At 32.0% G+C, this 21,750-nt stretch carries 21 protein-coding genes; 10 read left to right on the forward strand and 11 right to left on the reverse strand.

Translation table 11 applies throughout. The features are described 5' to 3' along the window. Positions 1–10 precede the first annotated feature (10 nt). From AS157_RS02675 to AS157_RS02715, 9 genes are all read right to left on the reverse strand, one after another. A complete protein-coding gene (locus tag AS157_RS02675; protein ID WP_077289782.1) occupies positions 11–1,171 on the reverse strand; it encodes a type III PLP-dependent enzyme in 1,161 nt (386 codons plus the stop codon). Positions 1,172–1,285: 114 nt separating this feature from the next. Further along, on the reverse strand, positions 1,286–2,410 hold the full coding sequence (locus AS157_RS02680) for a CD0519/CD1768 family membrane protein (protein ID WP_077289781.1): 1,125 nt from the start codon (positions 2,408–2,410) through the stop codon (positions 1,286–1,288). Between the two features lie 14 nt (positions 2,411–2,424). After that, positions 2,425–2,904, reverse strand: coding sequence for a hypothetical protein (locus tag AS157_RS02685; RefSeq protein WP_077289780.1), 480 nt, complete (start codon positions 2,902–2,904; stop codon positions 2,425–2,427). Then, the gene (locus AS157_RS02690; protein WP_077289779.1) at positions 2,897–3,811 is read right to left on the reverse strand and encodes an SPFH domain-containing protein; all 915 of its coding nucleotides are present in this window, start codon (positions 3,809–3,811) and stop codon (positions 2,897–2,899) included. Before AS157_RS02690 ends, AS157_RS02685 begins: the two co-directional genes overlap by 8 nt. Next, positions 3,811–4,215, reverse strand: a complete 405-nt coding sequence (locus tag AS157_RS02695; RefSeq protein ID WP_197023257.1) for an NfeD family protein — start codon at positions 4,213–4,215, stop codon at positions 3,811–3,813. The genes AS157_RS02690 and AS157_RS02695 overlap by 1 nt, the downstream gene beginning before the upstream one ends. A gap of 41 nt (positions 4,216–4,256) precedes the next feature. Further along, complete coding sequence (locus tag AS157_RS02700; RefSeq protein ID WP_077289777.1) at positions 4,257–5,063, reverse strand: HD-GYP domain-containing protein; 807 nt, start codon at positions 5,061–5,063, stop codon at positions 4,257–4,259. A gap of 4 nt (positions 5,064–5,067) precedes the next feature. Then, positions 5,068–6,978: a threonine--tRNA ligase gene (gene thrS, locus AS157_RS02705; protein ID WP_077289776.1), complete on the reverse strand. Its 1,911-nt coding sequence runs from the start codon at positions 6,976–6,978 to the stop codon at positions 5,068–5,070. 12 nt (positions 6,979–6,990) lie between these two features. Further along, positions 6,991–7,395: a hypothetical protein gene (locus AS157_RS02710; RefSeq protein ID WP_077289775.1), complete on the reverse strand. Its 405-nt coding sequence runs from the start codon at positions 7,393–7,395 to the stop codon at positions 6,991–6,993. Then, the gene (locus AS157_RS02715) at positions 7,392–7,934 is read right to left on the reverse strand and encodes an HD domain-containing protein (protein WP_077287824.1); all 543 of its coding nucleotides are present in this window, start codon (positions 7,932–7,934) and stop codon (positions 7,392–7,394) included. The genes AS157_RS02710 and AS157_RS02715 overlap by 4 nt, the downstream gene beginning before the upstream one ends. Positions 7,935–8,081: 147 nt before the next feature. On the opposite strand from AS157_RS02715, the gene thrC reads away from it, so the two are divergent. Genes thrC through AS157_RS02745 form a run of 6 tightly spaced genes read left to right on the forward strand, consistent with a single transcriptional unit; the run spans position 8,082 to position 14,090 of the window. Continuing rightward, the gene (gene thrC, locus AS157_RS02720; protein WP_077289774.1) at positions 8,082–9,299 is read left to right on the forward strand and encodes a threonine synthase; all 1,218 of its coding nucleotides are present in this window, start codon (positions 8,082–8,084) and stop codon (positions 9,297–9,299) included. After that, positions 9,296–9,751 carry a (2Fe-2S)-binding protein gene (locus AS157_RS02725; RefSeq protein WP_077289773.1) on the forward strand — a complete coding sequence of 152 codons (456 nt, stop codon included), beginning with the start codon at positions 9,296–9,298 and terminating at the stop codon, positions 9,749–9,751. The genes thrC and AS157_RS02725 overlap by 4 nt, the downstream gene beginning before the upstream one ends. Next, on the forward strand, positions 9,744–10,586 hold the full coding sequence (locus tag AS157_RS02730) for an FAD binding domain-containing protein (RefSeq protein ID WP_077289772.1): 843 nt from the start codon (positions 9,744–9,746) through the stop codon (positions 10,584–10,586). The genes AS157_RS02725 and AS157_RS02730 overlap by 8 nt, the downstream gene beginning before the upstream one ends. Then, a complete protein-coding gene (locus AS157_RS02735; RefSeq protein ID WP_077289771.1) occupies positions 10,583–11,350 on the forward strand; it encodes an FAD binding domain-containing protein in 768 nt (255 codons plus the stop codon). Before AS157_RS02730 ends, AS157_RS02735 begins: the two co-directional genes overlap by 4 nt. Continuing rightward, positions 11,347–11,793, forward strand: a complete 447-nt coding sequence (locus AS157_RS02740) for a (2Fe-2S)-binding protein (RefSeq protein WP_077289770.1) — start codon at positions 11,347–11,349, stop codon at positions 11,791–11,793. Before AS157_RS02735 ends, AS157_RS02740 begins: the two co-directional genes overlap by 4 nt. Next, a complete protein-coding gene (locus AS157_RS02745; RefSeq protein ID WP_077289769.1) occupies positions 11,790–14,090 on the forward strand; it encodes a xanthine dehydrogenase family protein molybdopterin-binding subunit in 2,301 nt (766 codons plus the stop codon). The genes AS157_RS02740 and AS157_RS02745 overlap by 4 nt, the downstream gene beginning before the upstream one ends. Positions 14,091–14,211: 121 nt before the next feature. On the opposite strand, the gene AS157_RS02750 is transcribed toward AS157_RS02745, so the two are convergent. Both AS157_RS02750 and AS157_RS02755 read right to left on the reverse strand, forming a co-directional pair. Then, positions 14,212–16,233 carry a S8 family serine peptidase gene (locus AS157_RS02750; RefSeq protein ID WP_214494957.1) on the reverse strand — a complete coding sequence of 674 codons (2,022 nt, stop codon included), beginning with the start codon at positions 16,231–16,233 and terminating at the stop codon, positions 14,212–14,214. A 17-nt stretch (positions 16,234–16,250) separates the two neighbouring features. Continuing rightward, on the reverse strand, positions 16,251–17,858 hold the full coding sequence (locus tag AS157_RS02755; RefSeq protein WP_077289767.1) for a hypothetical protein: 1,608 nt from the start codon (positions 17,856–17,858) through the stop codon (positions 16,251–16,253). A gap of 114 nt (positions 17,859–17,972) precedes the next feature. On the opposite strand from AS157_RS02755, the gene AS157_RS02760 reads away from it, so the two are divergent. Genes AS157_RS02760 through AS157_RS02775 form a run of 4 tightly spaced genes read left to right on the forward strand, consistent with a single transcriptional unit; the run spans position 17,973 to position 21,746 of the window. Then, positions 17,973–20,102 (forward strand): RelA/SpoT family protein, encoded by a 2,130-nt coding sequence (locus AS157_RS02760; RefSeq protein ID WP_077289766.1) that lies wholly within the window; start codon positions 17,973–17,975, stop codon positions 20,100–20,102. Beyond that, positions 20,099–20,548 carry a D-aminoacyl-tRNA deacylase gene (dtd, locus tag AS157_RS02765; RefSeq protein WP_077289765.1) on the forward strand — a complete coding sequence of 150 codons (450 nt, stop codon included), beginning with the start codon at positions 20,099–20,101 and terminating at the stop codon, positions 20,546–20,548. Before AS157_RS02760 ends, dtd begins: the two co-directional genes overlap by 4 nt. Continuing rightward, complete coding sequence (locus AS157_RS02770; RefSeq protein ID WP_077289764.1) at positions 20,548–21,339, forward strand: epoxyqueuosine reductase QueH; 792 nt, start codon at positions 20,548–20,550, stop codon at positions 21,337–21,339. Before dtd ends, AS157_RS02770 begins: the two co-directional genes overlap by 1 nt. Further along, positions 21,339–21,746, forward strand: coding sequence for an ATP-binding protein (locus AS157_RS02775; RefSeq protein WP_077287805.1), 408 nt, complete (start codon positions 21,339–21,341; stop codon positions 21,744–21,746). Before AS157_RS02770 ends, AS157_RS02775 begins: the two co-directional genes overlap by 1 nt. Positions 21,747–21,750 lie beyond the last annotated feature (4 nt).

The raw sequence follows: 21,750 nt of genomic DNA on the forward strand, positions 1-21,750 counted from the left end.
TATTATTATATCACACTTCTTCTACCATTTCTTCTTTAACAAACAACTTTTCAAAAACTATTTTCGGCGATTGTATTCCATTGAAATTTGTGCTGTATTCTGTTGTATATGCCCCTGTATTGTACAATACTAACAAATCATCCATAGTAGTACTTTCAGGAAGTTCTATATCATAGTACATTACATCTACACTGTCGCAAGTAGGTCCTGCAAGGACAAAAGAACACTTACTCTCTCTTTCCTTTCCTATAACTTCAACTTCATACTTTATATTTTGAATTGTTTCAGTTAAACCATGAAAAACCCCTGCGTCTGTATAAACCCAATTTTCGTCTCCTTTTTTACTCCTAAGTATCACACTGGTTACCATTGCTCCAGCATTCCCGACCATAGAACGTCCCGGTTCTAAAACTACTAAAGTGTCTTCCCCTATATATTCAACAATTGATTTATTTATAACGTCACAAATTTCTTCAATTAGCGGTATCTCTTTTGAATACTTCACCGGCATTCCCCCACCGGTGTTTACCATATACATATCTATTCCCATTCTTTTTGCCTCTTCAAATATTACGGATACTTCTCTAATAGCCACTTGCCAATTATCAGGTCTATAGTTTTGGGAACCCACGTGAAAACTAACTCCAATGGGATTTAACCCTAACTTACTTGCATATTTTACTAACTTTATTGCATGATCAACGCTTGTTCCAAACTTTCTTGTAAGTGGCCAATCTGCATCATCTTCCATACCATTAGTACTTATTCTAACGTATATATCTGAACTTGGCGCATTACTTGCTATTTTTTCAAGTTCCATTTCACTATCTACCGCAAACATTCTTATTCCATTTTCATATGCAAAAACAATATCTGATGCTTTTTTAATAGTATTTCCAAAACTCATTCTATATGGTTCCACACCTAAAGACAGTAATTTTTCTATCTCAGGTTTAGACGCCACATCAAAATAGCTACCTAAATCTCTTAAAAGCTTTAGAATTTCTACATGGGAGTTGGCTTTAACAGCATAGTAAATTCTAGAGTTTTTAACATTTTTAACTAATTTTTCGTAATTTTCCTTAATCACATCTAGATCCATTACTAAAACAGGTGTTCCAAAGTTTTCTGCAAGTTTTTTTAACTTTTTATTAATCAATTCTTTAGTCACTTACCCCACTCCCTTCCTGTTAAAATCTAAATAAATAATAAAACAATTAATGCTACATTAAAACGTTTATTATTTTAACATTTCACTACAAAAGGTTACAATTCAGGAGTGAGGTTACATGAACAAATATATTAAATGTGCTACTATCCCAGCAACTAATCCCCCAACAGTATGCGAAAGAATAGCTTTTCCAGTAAGGTGCCTGTATCCTAATTCATCCATCATAGCAATATGTGTACTTAGATATCCACTCCAAGTCATCCCCATAGCGGTAAAAACGGCAATATCATTTGGCGTTACAATATTCATATCAATAAACTTAGGTATAAGTGCCAACGCTGCTCCTGTAGAACCAAGAGATGTTAATGGAAAGGCAATTAATTCTGGACTTGAAAAACCAAAAAGCCATTTCAAGATAACAAATATCTTCTTACCAATATAAGGTAAAATGGGTATTCCTTCATATGCAAGACCTTGGTACCCTATGCTTGGATCTTTTGGGCCAAAGGTTATGATCATAACAAAAGTACTTATCACAAGCACTCCAGGTATAATTCCAATTCCTATATCCACACCACTTTTTCCCCCATCAAGGAGTGCTTCCAAAAATCTTTCCATAATACTACCATGTCTTGAGCTACTATAGTATTTTTCAGAAACAAATTTTTCATTTGAGGAATTACCCAATTCCCTCTTTGTATAAAAAGAAAATATCCTTACACTTGTAACACTACCAACTAAAGCACCTATATTCCCAATTAAGACTGCAGGAAAAAGATTAATCCCCATACGTACACCCTGAGCTACCATAAAAGTTGAAACAATTAATCCCATCCCAAACGATGTGCCAAGGTTACACAAAAGAGGCTGTTGCCATTTCTCAAAATTTTTCATAAATCTTTTATCTTTAGCAAGAGCTATAATAGCAGGGTTATCTGAAAAGTAAGTTGTTAAAATACCCATTGCAGCAACTCCAGGAAGATTGTAAAGAGGTTTTATAAAAGGCTTTAAAAGTACATCAATTAAATCTGCAACTCCAAATTCAAACAAAAGCCCGGAAAAAGCGCCCGTTATTACAGCAATTGACATTATAAAAAAGACAGTATTTATTAACAAATCATGTGCAGTAAGCATTAACGTTTTAAAAAAATTAGAAACTCCCATGTAGGAGTTTACAAATATAAAGAGTAATATTAAAATTCCTAAAAAAACTAAAGCTTCTGCCCTAATTTTTTTCACAATTATCCCCTTTCTCAGTCCAATTTTAGAAAAATCAAAATCACTCCAACTAATAAAGATATAACACCTACCAACATAGCATGCAAGGACTGAGAAATGGCATATGAAGCTATTAAAATCACCAAAAGCTTAAAAAAGCTCCCTATAATCCTTTTACGGACTCTTTTAATGGAAAAAAGCGAATATTCAAATCTGTCTTTTCCAAGTGCAAGTACTAATATTCTAAACCTAACATCAATAGAGTAAATTTCACGTATAATTCTATATATTTGATATAAAGTGGAAATAAGTAAAAAAAACAAAAAGCACAATATTCCAGATGGTATAAAATACCATCCAAGGATTCCAAATCCAAGAACCATTATCTCATTAAATAATCTAAACGTGCTATATTTAAAAAACGAATTCGAAATAACTATAAAAAACACAGTCAAAACAGAAATCAGGAGCCCCAAGGCTCCTGAGATCAAAGAAATCAAGAATGCATCAACCATTACTGCCTTCACCGCCATTTTTAAACATTTCAGAAATAGCACCTATACTTCCCAAAATTCCCGAAACTTCTACTGGTAAGAATATTTTAGTAGCATTACCATTTGCAACTTCTTTTAACGTTTCAAGATATCTAATTGCTATAACATCATTTGTTGGTTTCCCTTCATGTATAGATTTAAAAATGTACATTATAGCTTCTCCTTGCCCTTGTGCTTCAGCAATTAATTTATATTTATTTGCTTCTGCTACTTTCTTAATAGCTTCTGCCTCACCTTCTGACTTTAAAATTGCCGCTTGTTTTTGACCTTCTGCTTTTAAAATTTCAGACTGTCTTATTCCTTCTGCTTCAAGAATTGCAGCCCTCTTAGTCCTTTCAGCTTTCATTTGTTTGCTCATTGCTTCCATAATATCTTTTGGTGGATCTATTTTCTTTATTTCTACTCTTGTAATACGAATTCCCCATTTATCCGTTGCCTCATCAAGTACTGTACGAAGTTTTGTGTTAATTCGTTCTCTTGAAGTTAAAGTCTGATCCAATTCTAACTCACCAATAACGTTTCTTAAATTAGTTTGCGCAAGTTTTATAGTCGCAAATTCAAAATTACTTACGTTATAAACTGCCTTGTATGCATCGGTGATTTCGTAATATATAACCGCATCTACCGTTACAACCACATTATCCTTTGTAATAACCTCTTGGGGTGGTACATCAATTACGTGTTCCCTTAAATCTACCTTTATCATCCTATCAAAAAATGGAATTATAAAATGTATACCCGCTCTTAATTCTTTTTTAAATTTTCCCAATCTTTCCACTAATCCTCTTTCATATGGCCTAACAATCTTTATACCAGATAAAGCTACTATAAACAAGAAAAATATAAAAATCAAAAATAACAAGTACATCAATCTCCCCCCTCATTTTCCAGTTTTGTCACAACCAAATGAGTTCCTTCTACCTTTAAAATTTTCACATATTTTCCCTTTTCGATTATTTCATCTTCTTTTGAAAAAGCCCTCCAAGTATCTCCATTAACCTTAATAATCCCTTTACCAGATTTATTATCAATATCTTCTAAAACTAAAGCCTTCTTTCCAATAATATCATCAATATTTATTTTCCTTGTTTGTTCTCCCGTTATCTTATCCACAAGAGGCCTTGTAAAAACAACCAATACTCCAGAAACTACTATAAACACGACAAGCTCCCAAATCGTATTCCCAATAAAATAAGCAACTAAAGACGATGCTAAAGCCCCTACTCCAAACCAAAATATAAAAAATGTTGGTATTAAAATCTCCATTACCATTAAAATCAGACCCAATACAATCCAAAATACAACTGGACTAATTATACCACCCCCTCACTTTTCAAAAAATCTTCAAATTTTTCAACTAAAGCAGGATCAAAATATTTTCCAGACAATTTTTTAATTAATTCCAAAGCTTCTTTTGGTGTCTTTAATGAAGCCTCCCATTCAGACGAAATAAAATGAGTTGTCTCATCAAAAAAATCAATTATTGCAATAACACGTGCGTAAAATGGTATCTGCTTACCAGATAATCCATCAGGGAATCCTTTTCCGTCCCATCGCTCGTGATGATATCTAACAGTAGGTATATATTCCCACAAAACGTCAAACATTGAAAGAAAAATACTTCCCATTATAGTGTGATCTTGATAATTTTCTTCAAAAAGACTTATTCTTGTTGGTGAATACAGCATCACCTGTTCCAAGCTTATTTTCCCAACATCATGTAAATAAGCATGCCTTACAAATTTTCTTAATTCTTTTTCATCCATTCCTAAAAATTTTCCAAATTTTCCCGCAAGTTTTGAAACTCTTTGCGTATGGCTAAAACCTTCTTCATCTTCTACTTCACTTAAAACTATAATATTTACCAATAAATTGACAATAATCTCTTCTGCCTTTTCTTTTGTTAATATATTTAAATGTCCCTTCAACACCTTTTCCATAACAATAGGAATTAACTCATAATAATTTTCATCATCTACAATTTCAAATAACATTTTGTTATCTTTTTCTACTTTCAAAAATTCTTCTTCTTTAAATATATTTACCCTTTTTTCTCCCTTTTTAAAACCTATTTCACTTTTATATTTCTCTACATATTTTAACAATTTCTCATTAATCAAATTCTCACCTTCTATCTTTTATTATATTCTTTAAATCTTCAATAAATTCTCCTATTAATATATCTTTTTGCTCACTTCCATCTCTTTTTCTAATACTAATTTTACCACTTTCTACCTCTTTTTCTCCTACAATAATCATGTATGGTATTTTATTTATTTGAGCATCCCGTATTTTGTAACCTAAAGTCTCATTTCTATCATCTAATGATACTCTAATATTATTATCTTCAAGTATCTTATAAATTTCTTCTGCATAATCAACAAACTTATCGGAAACCGGCAATATAATCACTTGAATTGGTGAGAGCCACAAAGGAAACGCACCTGCAAAGTGCTCAATTAATATTCCAAAAAATCTTTCCAAAGAACCGTATTTAGCAGTATGTATCATAACAGGTCTTTTCTCGCTGCCATCTTTATCAACATAACTAATTTCAAACCTTTCAGGCATTTGAAAGTCCAATTGTATAGTTGCACATTGCCACTCTCTTCCTAAGGAATCTTTTACGTGAAAATCAACTTTTGGACCGTAAAAAGCACCTTCACCTTCTGCTATATCAAAGTTAAGATTTATATCCTCTAAAACTTTTTTCAAAGCATCAGTTGCTTTATTCCAAGTTTCCTCATCTCCCATGTGATCTTCTGGCATTGTACTTAAAGTTGCTCTATATGAAAATCCAAATGGTTTGTACAATTCATCTATTAATTTAACTACTTTGCTAACTTCTTCTTCTATTTGATCTTGTCTACAGAATATATGTGCATCATCCTGAGTAAATGCTCTTACCCTTAAAAGTCCGTGCAATACTCCACTTCTTTCATATCTATGAACCTTCCCAAACTCAAATAACCTAATAGGTAAATCTCTATAAGAAACTACATTGTTTTTGTAAATCAAAATATGTCCAGGACAATTCATAGGTTTTATTGCATATTCTATTTCTTCTTTTTCTGTAAAATACATATTTTCCTTATAGTGATCCCAATGACCACTTTGATGCCAGAGCTTAACATTCATAACTAATGGAGTTATCACTTCAGTATAACCATATTTTTTATGTAATTCTCGCGAAAAATTCATTAACTCATTTAAAATAGTTGCACCTTTTGGCAAAAAGATGGGCATTCCAGCCGCAACTTCACTATTTATAAAAAACAATCCCAATTTAGGTCCCAGTTTTCTGTGATCTCTCTTTTTAGCTTCTTCAATCATTCTTAAGTAATTATCAAGTTCTTCTTTTGAAGCAAAAGATGTTCCATATATCCTTTGGAGCATTGGATTTTTTTCACTACCTCTCCAATATGCACCAGATACTGAAAGCAATTTAAAATGCTTTATCATTCCCGTCCTTGGCAAATGAGGCCCTCTACACAAATCAACAAATTCCCCCTGCTTATAAAAACTAACCTTTTTATCCTCAATTTCCTTTATTAATTCTACTTTGTAGATTTGTCCCTTACTTTTCATTAATTTAATTGCCTCATCTTTTGGAAGTTCAAACCTTTCAATTAGCAAATCTTCTTTTATTATTTTCTTCATTTCTTTTTCAATTTTTTCCAAATCTTCTTCTTTAATAGTAGCGTTTACAATATCAAAATCATAATAAAATCCATTTTCAATGGTTGGACCAATACCCAACCTCACATTTTCGGCACCGTATATCCTCATAACCGCTTGTGCCAAAATATGTGACATTGTATGTCTGTATATTTCAGGTGCTTCTTTATCTTTTTTTGTAATTATTTTCAATTCACAATCAAATTCAATAGGTCTATTCAAATCCCACAAATTCCCATCAACCAACGCACCCACTGCGTTTCTAAATAATCCCTCACTAATATTCTTTGCTATCTCCCCTGGTGTAATACCTCTATTAAACTCTTTTATACTGCCATCTGGGAAAGTAACCCTCATAAATAATACCTCCTATCTATACTCTATTATTTTCTTTTTTAACAAATAAAAATTAAAACCAAAAGCAATTAATATGGAAATAATAAAAACTATATTCCTTTCAACAAAAATTCTAATACCAAAATAAACAACACTCTCCAATAACGAAAGCACCCATAATTTCAAAAAATTATCCCTAAATGATTCCAAAAACAAAATAAAAAAGATTATAAGTATGCTAATTATTCCAAACTCCTTAAATACAACAAAGGAATATAAACTCAAAAAAACAACATATCTCAAAGCTTTCTCAAAACTAAAATCAACTGCAGATTCCAAAAAGAAAAACAAAGGGAATAATACAAAAAGATCGCTAAAAGTTAAATCGAAACTTATAAATAAAACTGGAAGCGTCCACAAGACTATTCTTAAAATCATAGACCAAGCTCCTTGGAAATTTCTTTCATAGCTTCCAAAGACTTTTCAAAAAATTCTTCAAGTTCCATTCCAAATTCCTCACAACTTTTCATTTGTTCCCTATTTGCTCCTTTTGCAAATGATTTTTCTTTAAACCTTTTTAATAAAAATTTAACATCCACAGGCTCTAACTTCTTTTCTGGTCTAATAAGAGCTGATGCAACGATAAAGCCAGTGGTTGGATCAGCCGCATAAATTACCTTTTCCATAAGTGTTTCCCTTCTTTTTTTACCACAATGTGCTAAAATTGCATTTTTTATATTATCACTTACACTATCTCCCAATATTTCTACTGTTTTCAATCCGTGAAGTGCGGGATCATCTTTTGTATACTCATAATCTAAATCGTGAAGAAGTCCCGCAATTCCCCACTCCTCTTCATCTTCGTTAAAATGCTTTGCAAATTTTCGCATTAACGCCTCTGTGGCAATACAATGTTTTATAAGATTTTTTGTTTTTATGTGTTCTTTTAATAATTCAAACGCCTCGTTTCTATTCATTCTCACACCTCCATATTTATAGTATATCACAAACTACACTCTATTATACTCGAAAAGAACCTAACAAATTAATTTTTCTTTAATTTTTACTTTTTTTATTTTTTAACCATATAAAAGTATAATCTAAAAAAAATAAGGAGGAATTTTATGTACACTACGTATAAGTTAAGATGTATAACATGTGGTAAGTTATTTGAACCATCACCAACTCTGTATACATGTGATGAATGTGGCCCAAGATATGGCACACTTGAAATAGTATACAACTACGAAAAAATAAAATTAAAAAAAAGTCAATTTGACAAATGTGGTGATATTTCACAATTTAAAGCCATCCTTCCCATAAAAGAATATCCCATTAAACAAAAAGTCGGAAATACCCCTCTTCTCTCTTTCAAGAACTTTTATGGAGTTAAAAATGTAATCTTTAAATATGATGGAACCAACCCAACTGGCTCATATAAAGATCGAGCAACAGCTATTGCAATTTCAAAAGCATACGAATACAATTTTGACACAATTTATTGTGCGTCAACTGGAAATGCCGCAAGTTCACTTGCTGGGTTAACAACTACCACTAAACTTAAAACTTTCATTTTTGTTCCATCAAATATACCGATTGCAAAACTTGCACAACTAGTAGTATACGGTGCAAATATATTAAAAATTGATGGAAATTACGATACAGCTTTTGATATTTCAACGAAAATTGGAAGTAAATTAAACTGGTATTCGAGAAATTCAGCAATTAATCCTTACCTTTTAGAAGGCAAAAAAACAGGAGCACTTGAACTTATAGTTCAATTAGATTTCAATGTACCAGATGTTGTCTTTGTAAGTGTAGGAGACGGAACTGTGATTAGTGGGATTTTCAAAGGATTTTACGATTTTTACAAATTAAACCTAACAAATAAAATACCAAAGATAATTGGTGTTCAAGCAGAAGGTGCAGACGCTGTAACAAAAACGTTTGAAAAAGGTAGGCCATACACTCCGTTTGACATTCAACCAAATACAATTGCAGATAGTATCTCAGTTGGAAAGCCAAGAGACGTTATAAAAGCATGTAAATATGTTGAAAAAAGTAAAGGAAAATTCATTAGAGTATCGGACACAGAAATACAAAAAGCAATATTTGATCTTGCACAAAAAACGGGGATTTTTGCAGAACCTGCTGGTGCAACTGCTTTTGCAGGATTCAAAAAAGCCTTAAGTCAAAAACTTCTATCAAAAAATGAGTCTATTGCCATCTTTATAACTGGAAACGGATTAAAAGATGTAAATCCTATAAAAAATAATATAAAAATTAAAAAAATTCCTCCAAAATTAGAAGAAGTACTGAAGTACATAGAGGTGATAAAATGAAGATAAATTTCAAACTCAACGGGAAAGAAGTAACAAAAGAAGTTGAAGTACATAAACGTGCCATTGATTTTTTACGTGATGATTTAAAAATAACATCAATTAAGGAAGGATGTGGTGAAGGTGAATGTGGTGCTTGTACGATAATTGTTAATGGAAAAACAGTTCATTCTTGCCTTATGCTCGCAGTAGAATTAGATGGGAAAGAGATAATAACCCTTGAAGGAGTAGAAGATTCCATTAAAATGGCTTTTGTAAAAGCTGGTGCAATTCAATGTGGATTTTGTACACCTGGATTTATCATTTCCACAAAATACCTTCTAGATAACAATCCCACTCCTAGCGAAGAAGAGATAAGAGATGCACTTGAAGGGAATCTCTGTAGATGCACAGGATATGTAAAAATTATTGAAGCAGTAAAGATAGCTGCAAAAGGATGTGAGAATAATGATTAAAGATTATTACTCCCCCTCAACTTTAGATGAGCTTTTAAAAATTAAAAATAACACAAACGGAGCGGTATTTTCAGGTGGAACAGATCTTTTTGTAAAAATGAGATACGGTATTATTACACCTCAAACGGTTATAGACACGAAAAAAATTAAATCACCTATAAAACTTGAAGATCAAAAATTAATAATTCCACTCAACACAACATACACAGATCTTTTGGAATTCTTAAAGAAAAACAAAATAAATTTATTTTTGGAAAAGATAATTAAACTTATTGGTTCTCCAATGATAAGAAATAGAGGCACGCCTATTGGTAATATCGCAAATGCTTCTCCCGCTGGTGACTTTATTCTTGCAACTTACCTATTAAATGGAAATATAATAATAAAACCAACAAATAGAATAATACCAATCGAAAATTTTATCTTAGGCCCTTCAAAAATCGATCTTGCACAAAATGAAATCATATACGCAATAGAAATAGATGTAAAAAATAATTACAAATTCTTCTTTGAAAAGGTGGGAAAAAGAAATGCTATGATAATTTCAATAGCAAGTATAGCTGTATTACTTAAAGAAAATAATGGGAAAATAGAAGATATTTCCATTTGTTTTGGTTCTGTATCTCCAACTATATTAAGAGATAAAAATATCGAAAGCAAAATAATTGGTGAAGAGTTTTCAATTGAATTATTTAAATACCTTGCAAATGAGTTTGAAAAATTATCCAAACCAATTGATGATGTTAGAGCAAGTAAAAGTGAAAGAAAGAAACTTGTACACAACCTTACAATAAAAGCTTTTTATAACCTTAAAAATGAGGTGGTGAGTATATGATTTATTTTAAAGAATATTTAAAACCAAAAAATTTGCAAGAAGCTTACGAAGTATTAACATCAAAAAATGCAAAAATTATAGGTGGTGCTACTTTTCTAAAACTTTCAAACCAAAGTTTTGAAACAGCAATAGATTTAATAGATGCAAAACTTGATTTTATACGGGAAACCGAAAATGAAATTGAAATAGGCGCAATGGTATCTTTATCCGAATTTGAAGATAATCCCATTATTTCGAATCTGTATAACGGATTTCTCAAAAACATAACCGAAAATATCTTGAGCTTTCAAATGCGTAATCTCATAACAGTTGGTGGTACTATTTTCCCTAAATTTGGCTTCTCAGATCTTATAACCGGACTATTAGTTTTAGAAACAGAAGTACATTTATACAAAAATGGAAAAATAAGACTAGAAGACTTTCTAAATACAAAAATTCAAAAAGATATACTTGAAAAAATAACAATTAAGAAAAAAATGCTGGCTGTCTCATTTAAAAATATCAAAAATTCCGAATATGATTTTTCAATAATAAACATAGCCGTTTCAAAATCGGAAAATGAAGTAAAAATTGCTGTAGGCGCAAGACCAGCAATGGCAGTTTTGATAACAAAAGATCTTAATTTCTTTGAAGATATTGACAAAGCCGTAGAATCCTTATCAAATAAAATCAATTTTTCCGATGACTTAAGAGCATCAAAAATATACAGACAAAAAGTTTGTAAAGTGTTATTAAAAAGAGCTCTAAGGGAGGTTATACAATGAGAATAAAGTTAAAAGTAAATAATAAAACTGAAGAAATAGATATTGAACCACACGAAATATTACTCGATGTTTTAAGGAAATTGGGATATTACAGTGTAAGAAGAGGATGTGACACAGGAATGTGTGGTATTTGCACTGTTCTCTTTGATGGTAAACCTATTCCATCGTGTTCAGTTTTTGCAGCAAGGGCTGATGGTCACGAAATAACTACAGTTGAAGGGCTTGAAGATGCAAAAGATTTTGCAAAATTGTTATCGGAAGAAGGAGCAGATCAATGCGGTTATTGTAGTCCTGGCCTGATTTTAAATACTGTGTATCTCAAAAAAATTGGTGTTAAAGACATAAACAAAGCGAAAATCAAACTCATAGGTAATCTTTGTAGGTGTACAGGATATGAAAGTCAACATAGAGCTATTACGAAATTTTTGGGGGTGACAAAATGAAAGAAGTTACAAAAAACATAATAAAAAAAGATGCTTTTGGATTGATGCTTGGGAAACCCGTCTATACGGACGATTTAGCTCCAAAAGATGCTTTAATAGTAAAAATTTTGCGAAGCCCCCATGCATTTGCAAAAATAAAACACATTGATATATCTGAAGCAGAAAAAATTGAGGGAATTGAATGTATATTAACATATAAAGATGTTCCAAAAAATCCAATAACACGAGCTGGACAAGGTTATCCTGAACCATCACCTCATGACTGGTACATATTAGATGAATATGTAAGATACGTAGGTGACGAAGTTGCTATTGTCGCTGGAAAAAATGAAAATGCCGTAACAAAAGCACTTAAAAAGATAAAAGTTGAATACGAAATTTTTGAACCAGTCCTTGACTTTGAAGACGCTGAAGAACATCAATCCATAATACATCCAGAAAAAGAAGCACATTCTATGTTTGAAATAGGATTTAATGCACCGAAAAATATTGCAGCATCGTATGAAATGCAAATTGGAGATATAGAAGAAGAACTAAAAAAATGTGAAGTAGTTGTAAAAGAACGATTTTATACGCAAGCCCAAGCCCATGTTGCATTTGAACCACATTCAGCAACTTCTTACATTGATATGCATGGAAGACTTGTAATAATCAGCTCCACACAGGTCCCATTTCACGTTAGAAGAATAATATCTGAAGCTTTTGATATACCAATAAGAAATATAAGAGTAATTAAACCAAGAATTGGTGGCGGTTTTGGAGGAAAACAAGCAGTCCATGGTGAACCATTCGTAGCAGCTGTAACACTTAAAACTGGAAAACCAGCAAAATTAATATACACACGCCAAGAAGTTTTTGAATCCACTTATCGTAGACATTGTATGAGATTCGATGTAACCTTAGGTGCTACCAAAAATGGTAAGTTAAAAGTTATTGATATGCAGGGGCTTTCTGATACAGGAGCTTATGGCGAACACGCACTTACAACTTTCATGGTTGCTGGTTCAAAAACTCTTCCTCTATACAACAAAGTAAATGCTGTACGTTTTAAAGGAAAAGTTGTGTATACAAATACAGTACCAGCAGGTGCTTATAGAGGATATGGCGCTATTCAGGCAAATTTTGCATTAGAATCTGCTATGGATATACTTTCTCAAAAACTTGGAATGGATCCAGTAGAACTTCGAAAAAAGAACATGATGAATGAAGGTGAAACATCTCCTATATTCAAAATTATGGGAGAAGGTCGTGAAGGTGCTGAAATGATAATAAAAAGTTGTAAACTTAATGAATGTATCGAAGAAGGAATGAAATTAATAGGTTGGAAAGAAAAATATCCAAGAATAAAAGTTTCTGAAACAAAAGTTCGTGGTGTAGGAATGGCTATAGCAATGCAAGGTTCTGGAATTGCGAATATTGATATGGCATCTGCTATATTAAAACTCAATGATGATGGCTCTTTTAATTTGCTTATTGGTGCAACAGACCTTGGAACAGGAAGTGATACAATTCTTGCACAGATGGCTGCAGAAATCTTAAATGTTTCAACTGAAAATATAATTGTGTATTCATCTGACACTGATTTAACACCATTTGACACGGGAGCATACGCATCAAGTACAACATATGTATCTGGTCATGCTGTACAACTTGCCGCAGAAAAAATGAAAAAATTAATAATTAAAGAAGGCGCTAAAAAACTTGAAATTCCGGAAGAAAAGGCAGATTTTGATGGTGAGTTTATATACGAAAAAGATGGTAATAAAAGGGTATCACTAAAAGAACTTGCCACAGTGCTATATTACACAGAAAACCAAAAACAACTTGTAGCAGACGCTTCTTATGTAGGCAAAGAATCTCCACCACCTTATATGGCAGGTTTTGCAGAAGTAGAAGTAGATATTGAAACAGGGAAGGTGAAACTTATAAACTACGTAGGTGTCGTAGATTGTGGAGTAACAATAAATCCAAATCTTGCAAAAGTACAAATAGAAGGTGGAATTGTGCAAGGTATAGGTATGGCATTATTTGAAGATGTAAAATACACTCAAAATGGAAAATTATTAACAAATAATTTAATGAATTATAAGATACCATCAAGAATGGACATTGGAAATATAATTGTAAAATTTGTCGAAAGTTATGAACCAAGTGGTCCCTTCGGTGCAAAATCGGTAGGTGAAATAGGTATTGACACTCCACCTGCAGCAATAGCTAACGCCATTTATAACGCTGTCGGTGTAAGAATTACACAACTCCCAATAACCCCAGAAAAGATACTAAATGCTATAAAATAACCACGTCTGTGTAAAATCTCTAACAATAAGCTGTTCCATTCGTTTCATCTATCTATAACTTAAATATTTATAAAAAAACCCTCCCGACTAAAAACGGGAGGGAATTTTTACCATTAACTTATTAGTTGCTACCAAATAATAACCACCAAGGCTTTGCTCCACCTAATTCATCTACCGTGGCAAGCGTAGCATCTGTTGATTCAAATGTACCGTATACTGGGATTTCATAACCATTCAAAGTTACCGTTCCATTGACTGTGCAAGTTGCACCAACATTTGATCTTTCAATCCTTATCAGCGCTAAACCAGCAATGTTTGAATAATTATATTCATTTCCAGGAATAAACTCTTCTTCACTATAAGAAACTCTTTTTCCCAAAACAATCTCATGCAATGCAGAATCAACTGTCACCGTTGCCTGTCCCAAACTTACCGATGGTGCATCAAATTTAAACTTGAAAGTTGAAGTAAAAGTAAATTCTTGAGTTGTGTTTGTTGATAAATTCAATATTTTAGAAACTTGCCTTTCTTCTTCTCTACGTGTTGCATAACTTCCAAAATATCCACCATTATAGCTTCTATCGTTTGAATCGGGACCACCTGCTATTATTTCATACTTTCCTGCATCAATATTTGAAAAGTGAGCAATTCCATATGAATCTGTCTTTGCAAAATAATCTCCACCAAAACCTTCAAGTCTCTTTAATGTAACAAAAACTCCGGAAATTCCATTATTTTGAGAATTAACCACTTTCACATCAAATGATTCAATTCCTCCACTTGTTGGTAATTCCATACCAATTGAATTTTTTGTATTAATAAGTCCATAACCTGATGAATGATCAAAACCTGCTTCATCTATATCAACAGCACCTTCTTCTATAAGCTTTCTTATCTGCCATACTTTTGCATTTGGATATTTTTGTTTTAATAATGCAACAACACCAGATACATGTGGACAGGCCATTGACGTTCCCTGATAAACATCGTACAATCCGCCCTCTGAATCTTCAAAACTGTGACTTTCATAACCTTTAGATGTACTCAATGGAACTGTCGACAAAATTGAGACACCCGGTGCTCCAACTGTTATTGCATCACTTCTATTTGAGAACCACGTTGTCCTATAGTTCCCACCATTATACTCTACTGCTGCAACTTGTATAATTCCTGGATATCCACTTGGATAATGCACATGTTGATCCGTATGATCATTACCAGCGGATACAGTTACAACTACATCGTTATCCAAAGCATAATCATATGCAGCCTTAAGTGTATAACTGTATCCCCAACCTCCCCAAGAATTTTGTAAAATATCCGCACCATGATCAACTGCCCAAATAATTCCTTCTGCAGCTTCGTCATCACCAATATACTTACCATCCGCACCATCAAAAATTACTATTGGCATTATCTTTGCCTCTGGGGCTACTCCAACAATTCCAAGAGAGTTTTCCGATGCCGCAATCGTTCCAGCAACGTGAGTACCATGAGCTCCACCAAATGATGAATCTGTTCCAGCGGGAAGCACTTCATTAGTAAGTGGTCTATAACCTTCAATAACCTGTCCTTGAAGGTCTGGATGTGTACCATCAACACCACTATCTATAACTGCAACAACTATACCATTTCCTTTATATCCCGCATCCCATGCTGCTTTTACATTTATTGCTTCAAGACCCCAAAGGTACTTTGAAAATTCCTCTTCTCCTCTTTCTGAAAACAGGGAATCTCCATTTGATTTTATCATTAAATGTTCATCAGAAACAGGTTTAGGATCAATTATCCATCTTTTGTAGCTTGGCTCAACAAATTTCAATCCCTTTAAATTTAATTTCATAATCTTTTCATATGCATCTTTTACCGTACCATCAAATTTAATTGAAACAACTTTAATTTGTGGCAAATCAACAGAAATTTTACCATTCAACGCCTCTACTACTTTTTCTACATCTTCTCTATTTTCATATCCAACCAATACTTTTCCTTGTTCGTGTTCTTCCTCTAAACTGCCAAATTTTACATTGTTTACATTATTATTCTCCGGATTACTTACTATACTACTATTTAATCCACAGGAAGAAAATATCAAAAATACTATCAAAATAAGTGGAAAAATAAATTTTAAACTTTTTCTCATTTTTTCTACCCCCTTTCTTAATTTTCACCCGTTGTAAATGTATTATATATTTCTGCTTCAATCTTAAATGGATCAAATATCTTGCCTAAATCAGCATAAATTGAATATGCTTCAGAATCTTCATCGCTTACCACTGCTACTGCAAGTTCATTTCCCCACTCATATGTTTTATTTTTTTGTAAAGTAACATATGGATACCACGTCTTTGCCGCATAATCCACCCACCACAATCCTAAAGGAGGATTACTAAACTCAATTTCAACAGACGTTGCTGTAGTAATCAAAAAATTATAGCTCGGATATCCAGATTTACTTAAAGAATAATATCCAGAATCATTCACGGTGTTATCGTATAACCAAATATCAAAGTAATAAACAGGCGTCCCTTCTTTTGATTCTACAGGATTTACTATTTCCCAAGAAAATGTTGGATTAATTGATACGTTTGTTGCACCATCAACAGGAGAAATGTATTTTATACCAAAAATATCCAAAGGAACAACAGAACCTAATAATGTTGGAGTCGCAACATAATCTCCATATTTTGCGCCTACTTTATACCAAACTTCTTTTCCAACTTCAAGTCTTGGAGATTTGTCTCTATAGTAATTGTATCCCTCTGGAACAGTTGCTATTTCCTCAAAGCTTTCACCATCAAAACTTCTATATACAACATATGCATCAGGTTGATCTGTTGTAGAAGATGCACTTGACTGCTCCCAAGAAAGCCATTTTACTTCTACCCAAAGATTTGTATCTTTTTCAGGAGCTGCTTGTGGCTTTCTCAATGTAATATCTGCCTTTTTATTTATCTTTTCTGAACCACCATAAAACGCTATTCCACCTCTTCTGGTATACGCGAAAATCCTTGCACCATCTTTATATTCGACTTGATAATAGTTATCTACACTTTTTCCCTTTCTATGGATATTTAGATAATATACATTTACAACTAAATTTTCATTTTGATCAAACGCAGCAACATATAATGGTACCAATCCGTCAAATCCAACTGTTGAAATACTACCTTCAGCTGGTGAGCCATAATCAATATCCCTTGGATTTGTAAAAAATCCTGAACCTGGAACACTTCCTAATTTTACATAGATGTATTTTTCTTTATATTCATTGCTTTCAACGGTTACTTTGTAATATAAAGTATCCGTTGAAACATCCAGTACATTATCTACAAACGATAAATTTTTACTCATTGCACTATCCCCATACAGCTCTAAATTAACAGTTAGAGGTTCTAAAACATTTGTTTTACCAAAAGAACTTACCCTAAGTTGTGTTTCAAAAATATTTTCTTTTCCCTTTTCCAATTTAAGGTTGTTTATTCTAGTAACAGAATGTCCATCTTTAGTAACTATTAAGTCAACATAGATAATATCGCGATTTGTTGACAAATTAATTAACGCTTCTCCCTTTTCATTGGTATAAACATCTAACTTTTCAATTCCATTATGTAGCAGACTGATTTTAGCATTAGAAACCGCCGCCCCACTGTTATAATCAGTAACATATACTTTTAAAGTAACTGGCATAGTATCAACTAAAAAACAACCGCTTAGTAATAACAAAAGTAAAACTGAAACAACCGAAAACAAGAACACCTTTTTCACCTTGACCCCTCCCTTTTTTTAAGATATGCTTAAGAAAATAATCATCACACGAATTATAACATATTTTTACAAAAATATGTTAAAATTATTTCCAAAGAGTGAGGAGTGATTAAATTGTTTAAATATGAAGATTTTATAAAAGCTTTGGAAACGCTTCTAAAGAAAGAATTAAACAATCTAGAAAAGGAAAAAATAAAAAAAGCCATAAAAATGGCAGAATATGCTCATGAAGGATTCTTTAGAAAATCAGGTGAACCTTTTATTACACATCCCTTAGAAGTTTCAAAAATTCTAGCCTCTTTGGGACTTGATGTCGAAACTATAATTTCAGGTATATTACACGATGTAGTTGAAGATAGTGAAGGAAAAGTTACACTCGATGACATAAAAAATGAATTTGGTGAAAAAGTGGCTTTAATAGTTGATGGTGTTACTAAAGTAAGCAAAATAAATGCACCTGTTGGGAATATAGAGCAAAAGAAAAAAAGTGAAACAATACAAAAAATGTTATTTGCCATGGCAGAAGATGTCAGGGTTATTTTTGTAAAACTTGCAGATAGGTTGCACAATATGAGAACTATACAATTTGTTAAAAATGAAGACAAAAAAAAGTATAAAGCTCTTGAAACACTTGAAGTGTATGCCCCAATTGCTCACAAATTAGGAATCCATATTATAAAATGGGAACTAGAAGACCTGTCTTTTAAAGTACTACGTCCTAAAGAATACTACAAAATAAAAGAACTTGTCTCTGAAAAAAAGAAAGAACGTGAAGAAAGAACTAATGAATATGTAAACCAATTAAAATTGGCACTAAAAGAACACAACATCAATGCAAAAGTGGAAGGAAGGTATAAACACTATTACAGTATCTGGAAGAAAATGATGGAAAAAAAGAAAAAATTTGAAGAAATTTACGACTTAATCGGCATAAGAGCAATTGTTGATAATATAAAATTTTGTTATTCTGCATTAGGAGTTGTACATCAAATATGGGTTCCTTTGCCCGGGAGATTTAAAGATTACATAGCAGCACCTAAATCAAACGGTTATAAATCAATACACACAACAGTTATAACTCAGTATGGTGAACCACTTGAAATTCAAATAAGGGATATACAAATGCACAATGAAGCAGAATATGGACTTATCGCACATTGGATATATAAAGAAAAAGATGTAAACCTAAAGCAAAAGTGGCTTATTCAATTACTAGACTGGAGGAAAGAGTTATTACAAGGAAATACTAATCTTTCCGAACTGAAAAATGAACTACAATTAGAAGAAGTTTTTGTTTTAACCCCAAAAGGTGAAATAATTCATATGCCGTTTGGATCAACTGTAATAGATTTCGCATACGCAATTCACACAGAAATCGGGCACCACTTTTCTGGTGCAAAAGTAAACGGAAAAATCGTTCCAATTGATTACAAATTAAAAAACGGAGATGTTATTGAAATACTCGTTAATAAATCAAGTAAAGGGCCAAGTCTTAACTGGATAAAATATGCAAAAAGTCCTCGAACAAAAGCAAAAATAAGAAGATTTTTTAGAGAAAAAGAAAAGGAAAAACTAATTGATTCAGGGAAAGACGTAATCAGAAAAATTTCAAAGAGATTAAACATTTCAATTGAAAAATTCTTCGAACTTGAAAAAATCAAAAATTTTTTAAAAAGCCATAATTTAAGTGTAGAAGAATTCTACTCTAGAATTGGTGAAGGAAGTATTACATTCAATGATATCCTGACTATTATCGAGAAAAAAAAAGAAAAACAACAAAAGAAAAAAACAAATAAAAAAAATTCAAATTCACAAAATATAGTAATAATTGATGGAATATCAAATCTAGATGTCCACATTGCAAAATGTTGTATGCCTGTACCAGGTGATAATATAGTTGGTGTTGCAAGTAGAAGAGGCATAACTGTACATAGAACTAATTGTAAGAACATACGCCACATTGATGAAGATAGAATCTTTGAAGCTAAATGGGGGACAACAAATGAAAATGGATTTACAACAATCCTCGAGATTGAATTTGATAAAACAGAAAGACTCCCAGAAATTATGAACCTCTTAATTTCAAACAAAATTAATGTTACAAGCTTCAAACTAAATGAATCAAAAAATTGGAACACGATCTTTGCAAATATAACAATTGTGGTAAAATCTTTAAGTGAGCTCTACTCAGTGATAAATGATTTAGAAAAAAAAGCAGGGATATTGAAGGTGAGAAGAAGATGAGAGCGGTAATACAAAGAGTAAATAATGCAAGTGTAGAAGTAGAAAGTAAGATAATTGGAAAAATAAAAAAGGGAATATTGGTATTTGTAGGTATTGGAAAAGAAGATACAAAAAAGGATGCAGATTATTTAGTCGAAAAAATATTAAATTTGAGAATATTTGACGATAAAGAAGGAAAAATGAACCTCTCACTTTTAGATATTAAAGGTGAAATACTGATTGTTTCACAATTTACTTTGTATGGAGATTGTAGACGTGGAAGAAGACCTTCATATTCCAATTCTGCTCCTCCACAAGATGCAGAAATTTTATACAATTATTTTGTTGAAAAGGTAAAAAAATATAATATTAAAGTTGAAACGGGGAAATTTAAAGCACACATGAGTGTAAAATTAGAAAATGATGGCCCTGTAACTTTACTATTGGACTCAAAGAAGGTGTTTTAATGCTACTACATGTATGTTGCGCTCCTGATCTTGCAGCAGCATACTTTCATTGGAAAGATAAAATAAAATACATTTACTTTTTTAATCCCAATATTCATCCTAAAAAAGAATATAAAAAAAGGCTAAATGAAGTTAAAAAATTGGCAGAGCTCTGGAATTTGACATTCATTGAAAGTGATTACAATATAGAAGAATTCTTCAAAGTAATAAAAGGGTTAGAGAATCTTGGTGAAAATTCAAAAAGATGCGACAAATGTATCTATTTTAGGCTATTAAACACCGCAAAAAAAGCAAAAGAACTTAACTTAAGTTCCTTTGCAACGACTTTAACAGCTTCTAGAAAAAAAGTTTTGGAAAAAATCAACAATATTGGTAAAATAGTTGAGGAAGAAGAAAAAATTAAATACATTGAAAGCTTTTTTAGAAAAGGTAATGAATCTCATCTTGCCGCAAAATTTGTAAAAGAAAACCAAATATACAGGCAAAACTATTGCGGTTGTGTTTTCTCAAAAATAGAAAGCAAAAAAAGATTTGAAAAGATTATGGAAAAGTCAAAAAATAATCTTGAGAAACTTGGTTTGAGCAATTTGGAAATATTACCAGAATCTTTTAAAATCACAAAGGAATCCAAAAGAAAAATTACAGAAAACTTCTTTGAGGTAGTAAAATCAATAAGGCCCAAAATATTGATTGTAGATAGCTATATAAAGAACAAGTTCAATCTAAAAGAAGGCTGGAATAAATTTGGAAATTACAACCAAAAAGTAAAGATTATAAAGGAGAATCTATGATGGATTTTATTTCTTTGACCTTTTTCTCAAGAAGTGAAAATATAAAAATTGCAAGAAGTGTAATTCAAAACTTCTTAGCTCAAAAAGGAATAAAAGAGCAAGATATTTTTGATACAGAACTTGCTGTAAACGAAGCAATCGCCAATGTAATAGAGCACACTTACAAATTTCAAAGAGATAAAACAATAATAATGACCTTAAAATGGCTTGAACCCAATATATTGGAAGTATATCTTAGAGATTTTGGTGAAAAAGTTGATCCTGCAAAAGTAAAACCAAGAAAACTAGAAGAAATTAGACCTGGGGGATTGGGGGTATACATAATAAAAAAGATATTCAACAAAATGGAATTTAAAGATGTAGAAAATGGAAATTTGTTATACCTATTAAAAGAGTATGAAATTTAGGAGG

It is taken from the genome of Thermosipho sp. 1244, assembly GCF_018588215.1.
Taxonomy (GTDB): domain Bacteria; phylum Thermotogota; class Thermotogae; order Thermotogales; family Fervidobacteriaceae; genus Thermosipho; species Thermosipho affectus.

Coding starts and splice junctions, on each gene's coding strand:
- AS157_RS02685 (WP_077289780.1), bottom strand. CDS start 2,904: ATGGTTGATGCATTCTTGATTTCTTTGATCTCAGGAGCCTTGGGGCTC.
- AS157_RS02690 (WP_077289779.1), bottom strand. CDS start 3,811: ATGTACTTGTTATTTTTGATTTTTATATTTTTCTTGTTTATAGTAGCT.
- AS157_RS02695 (WP_197023257.1), bottom strand. CDS start 4,215: ATGGTAATGGAGATTTTAATACCAACATTTTTTATATTTTGGTTTGGA.
- thrS (WP_077289776.1), bottom strand. CDS start 6,978: ATGAGGGTTACTTTCCCAGATGGCAGTATAAAAGAGTTTAATAGAGGT.
- AS157_RS02710 (WP_077289775.1), bottom strand. CDS start 7,395: ATGATTTTAAGAATAGTCTTGTGGACGCTTCCAGTTTTATTTATAAGT.
- AS157_RS02715 (WP_077287824.1), bottom strand. CDS start 7,934: ATGAATAGAAACGAGGCGTTTGAATTATTAAAAGAACACATAAAAACA.
- thrC (WP_077289774.1), top strand. CDS start 8,082: ATGTACACTACGTATAAGTTAAGATGTATAACATGTGGTAAGTTATTT.
- AS157_RS02725 (WP_077289773.1), top strand. CDS start 9,296: ATGAAGATAAATTTCAAACTCAACGGGAAAGAAGTAACAAAAGAAGTT.
- AS157_RS02730 (WP_077289772.1), top strand. CDS start 9,744: ATGATTAAAGATTATTACTCCCCCTCAACTTTAGATGAGCTTTTAAAA.
- AS157_RS02735 (WP_077289771.1), top strand. CDS start 10,583: ATGATTTATTTTAAAGAATATTTAAAACCAAAAAATTTGCAAGAAGCT.
- AS157_RS02740 (WP_077289770.1), top strand. CDS start 11,347: ATGAGAATAAAGTTAAAAGTAAATAATAAAACTGAAGAAATAGATATT.
- AS157_RS02745 (WP_077289769.1), top strand. CDS start 11,790: ATGAAAGAAGTTACAAAAAACATAATAAAAAAAGATGCTTTTGGATTG.
- AS157_RS02750 (WP_214494957.1), bottom strand. CDS start 16,233: ATGAGAAAAAGTTTAAAATTTATTTTTCCACTTATTTTGATAGTATTT.
- dtd (WP_077289765.1), top strand. CDS start 20,099: ATGAGAGCGGTAATACAAAGAGTAAATAATGCAAGTGTAGAAGTAGAA.
- AS157_RS02770 (WP_077289764.1), top strand. CDS start 20,548: ATGCTACTACATGTATGTTGCGCTCCTGATCTTGCAGCAGCATACTTT.
- AS157_RS02775 (WP_077287805.1), top strand. CDS start 21,339: ATGGATTTTATTTCTTTGACCTTTTTCTCAAGAAGTGAAAATATAAAA.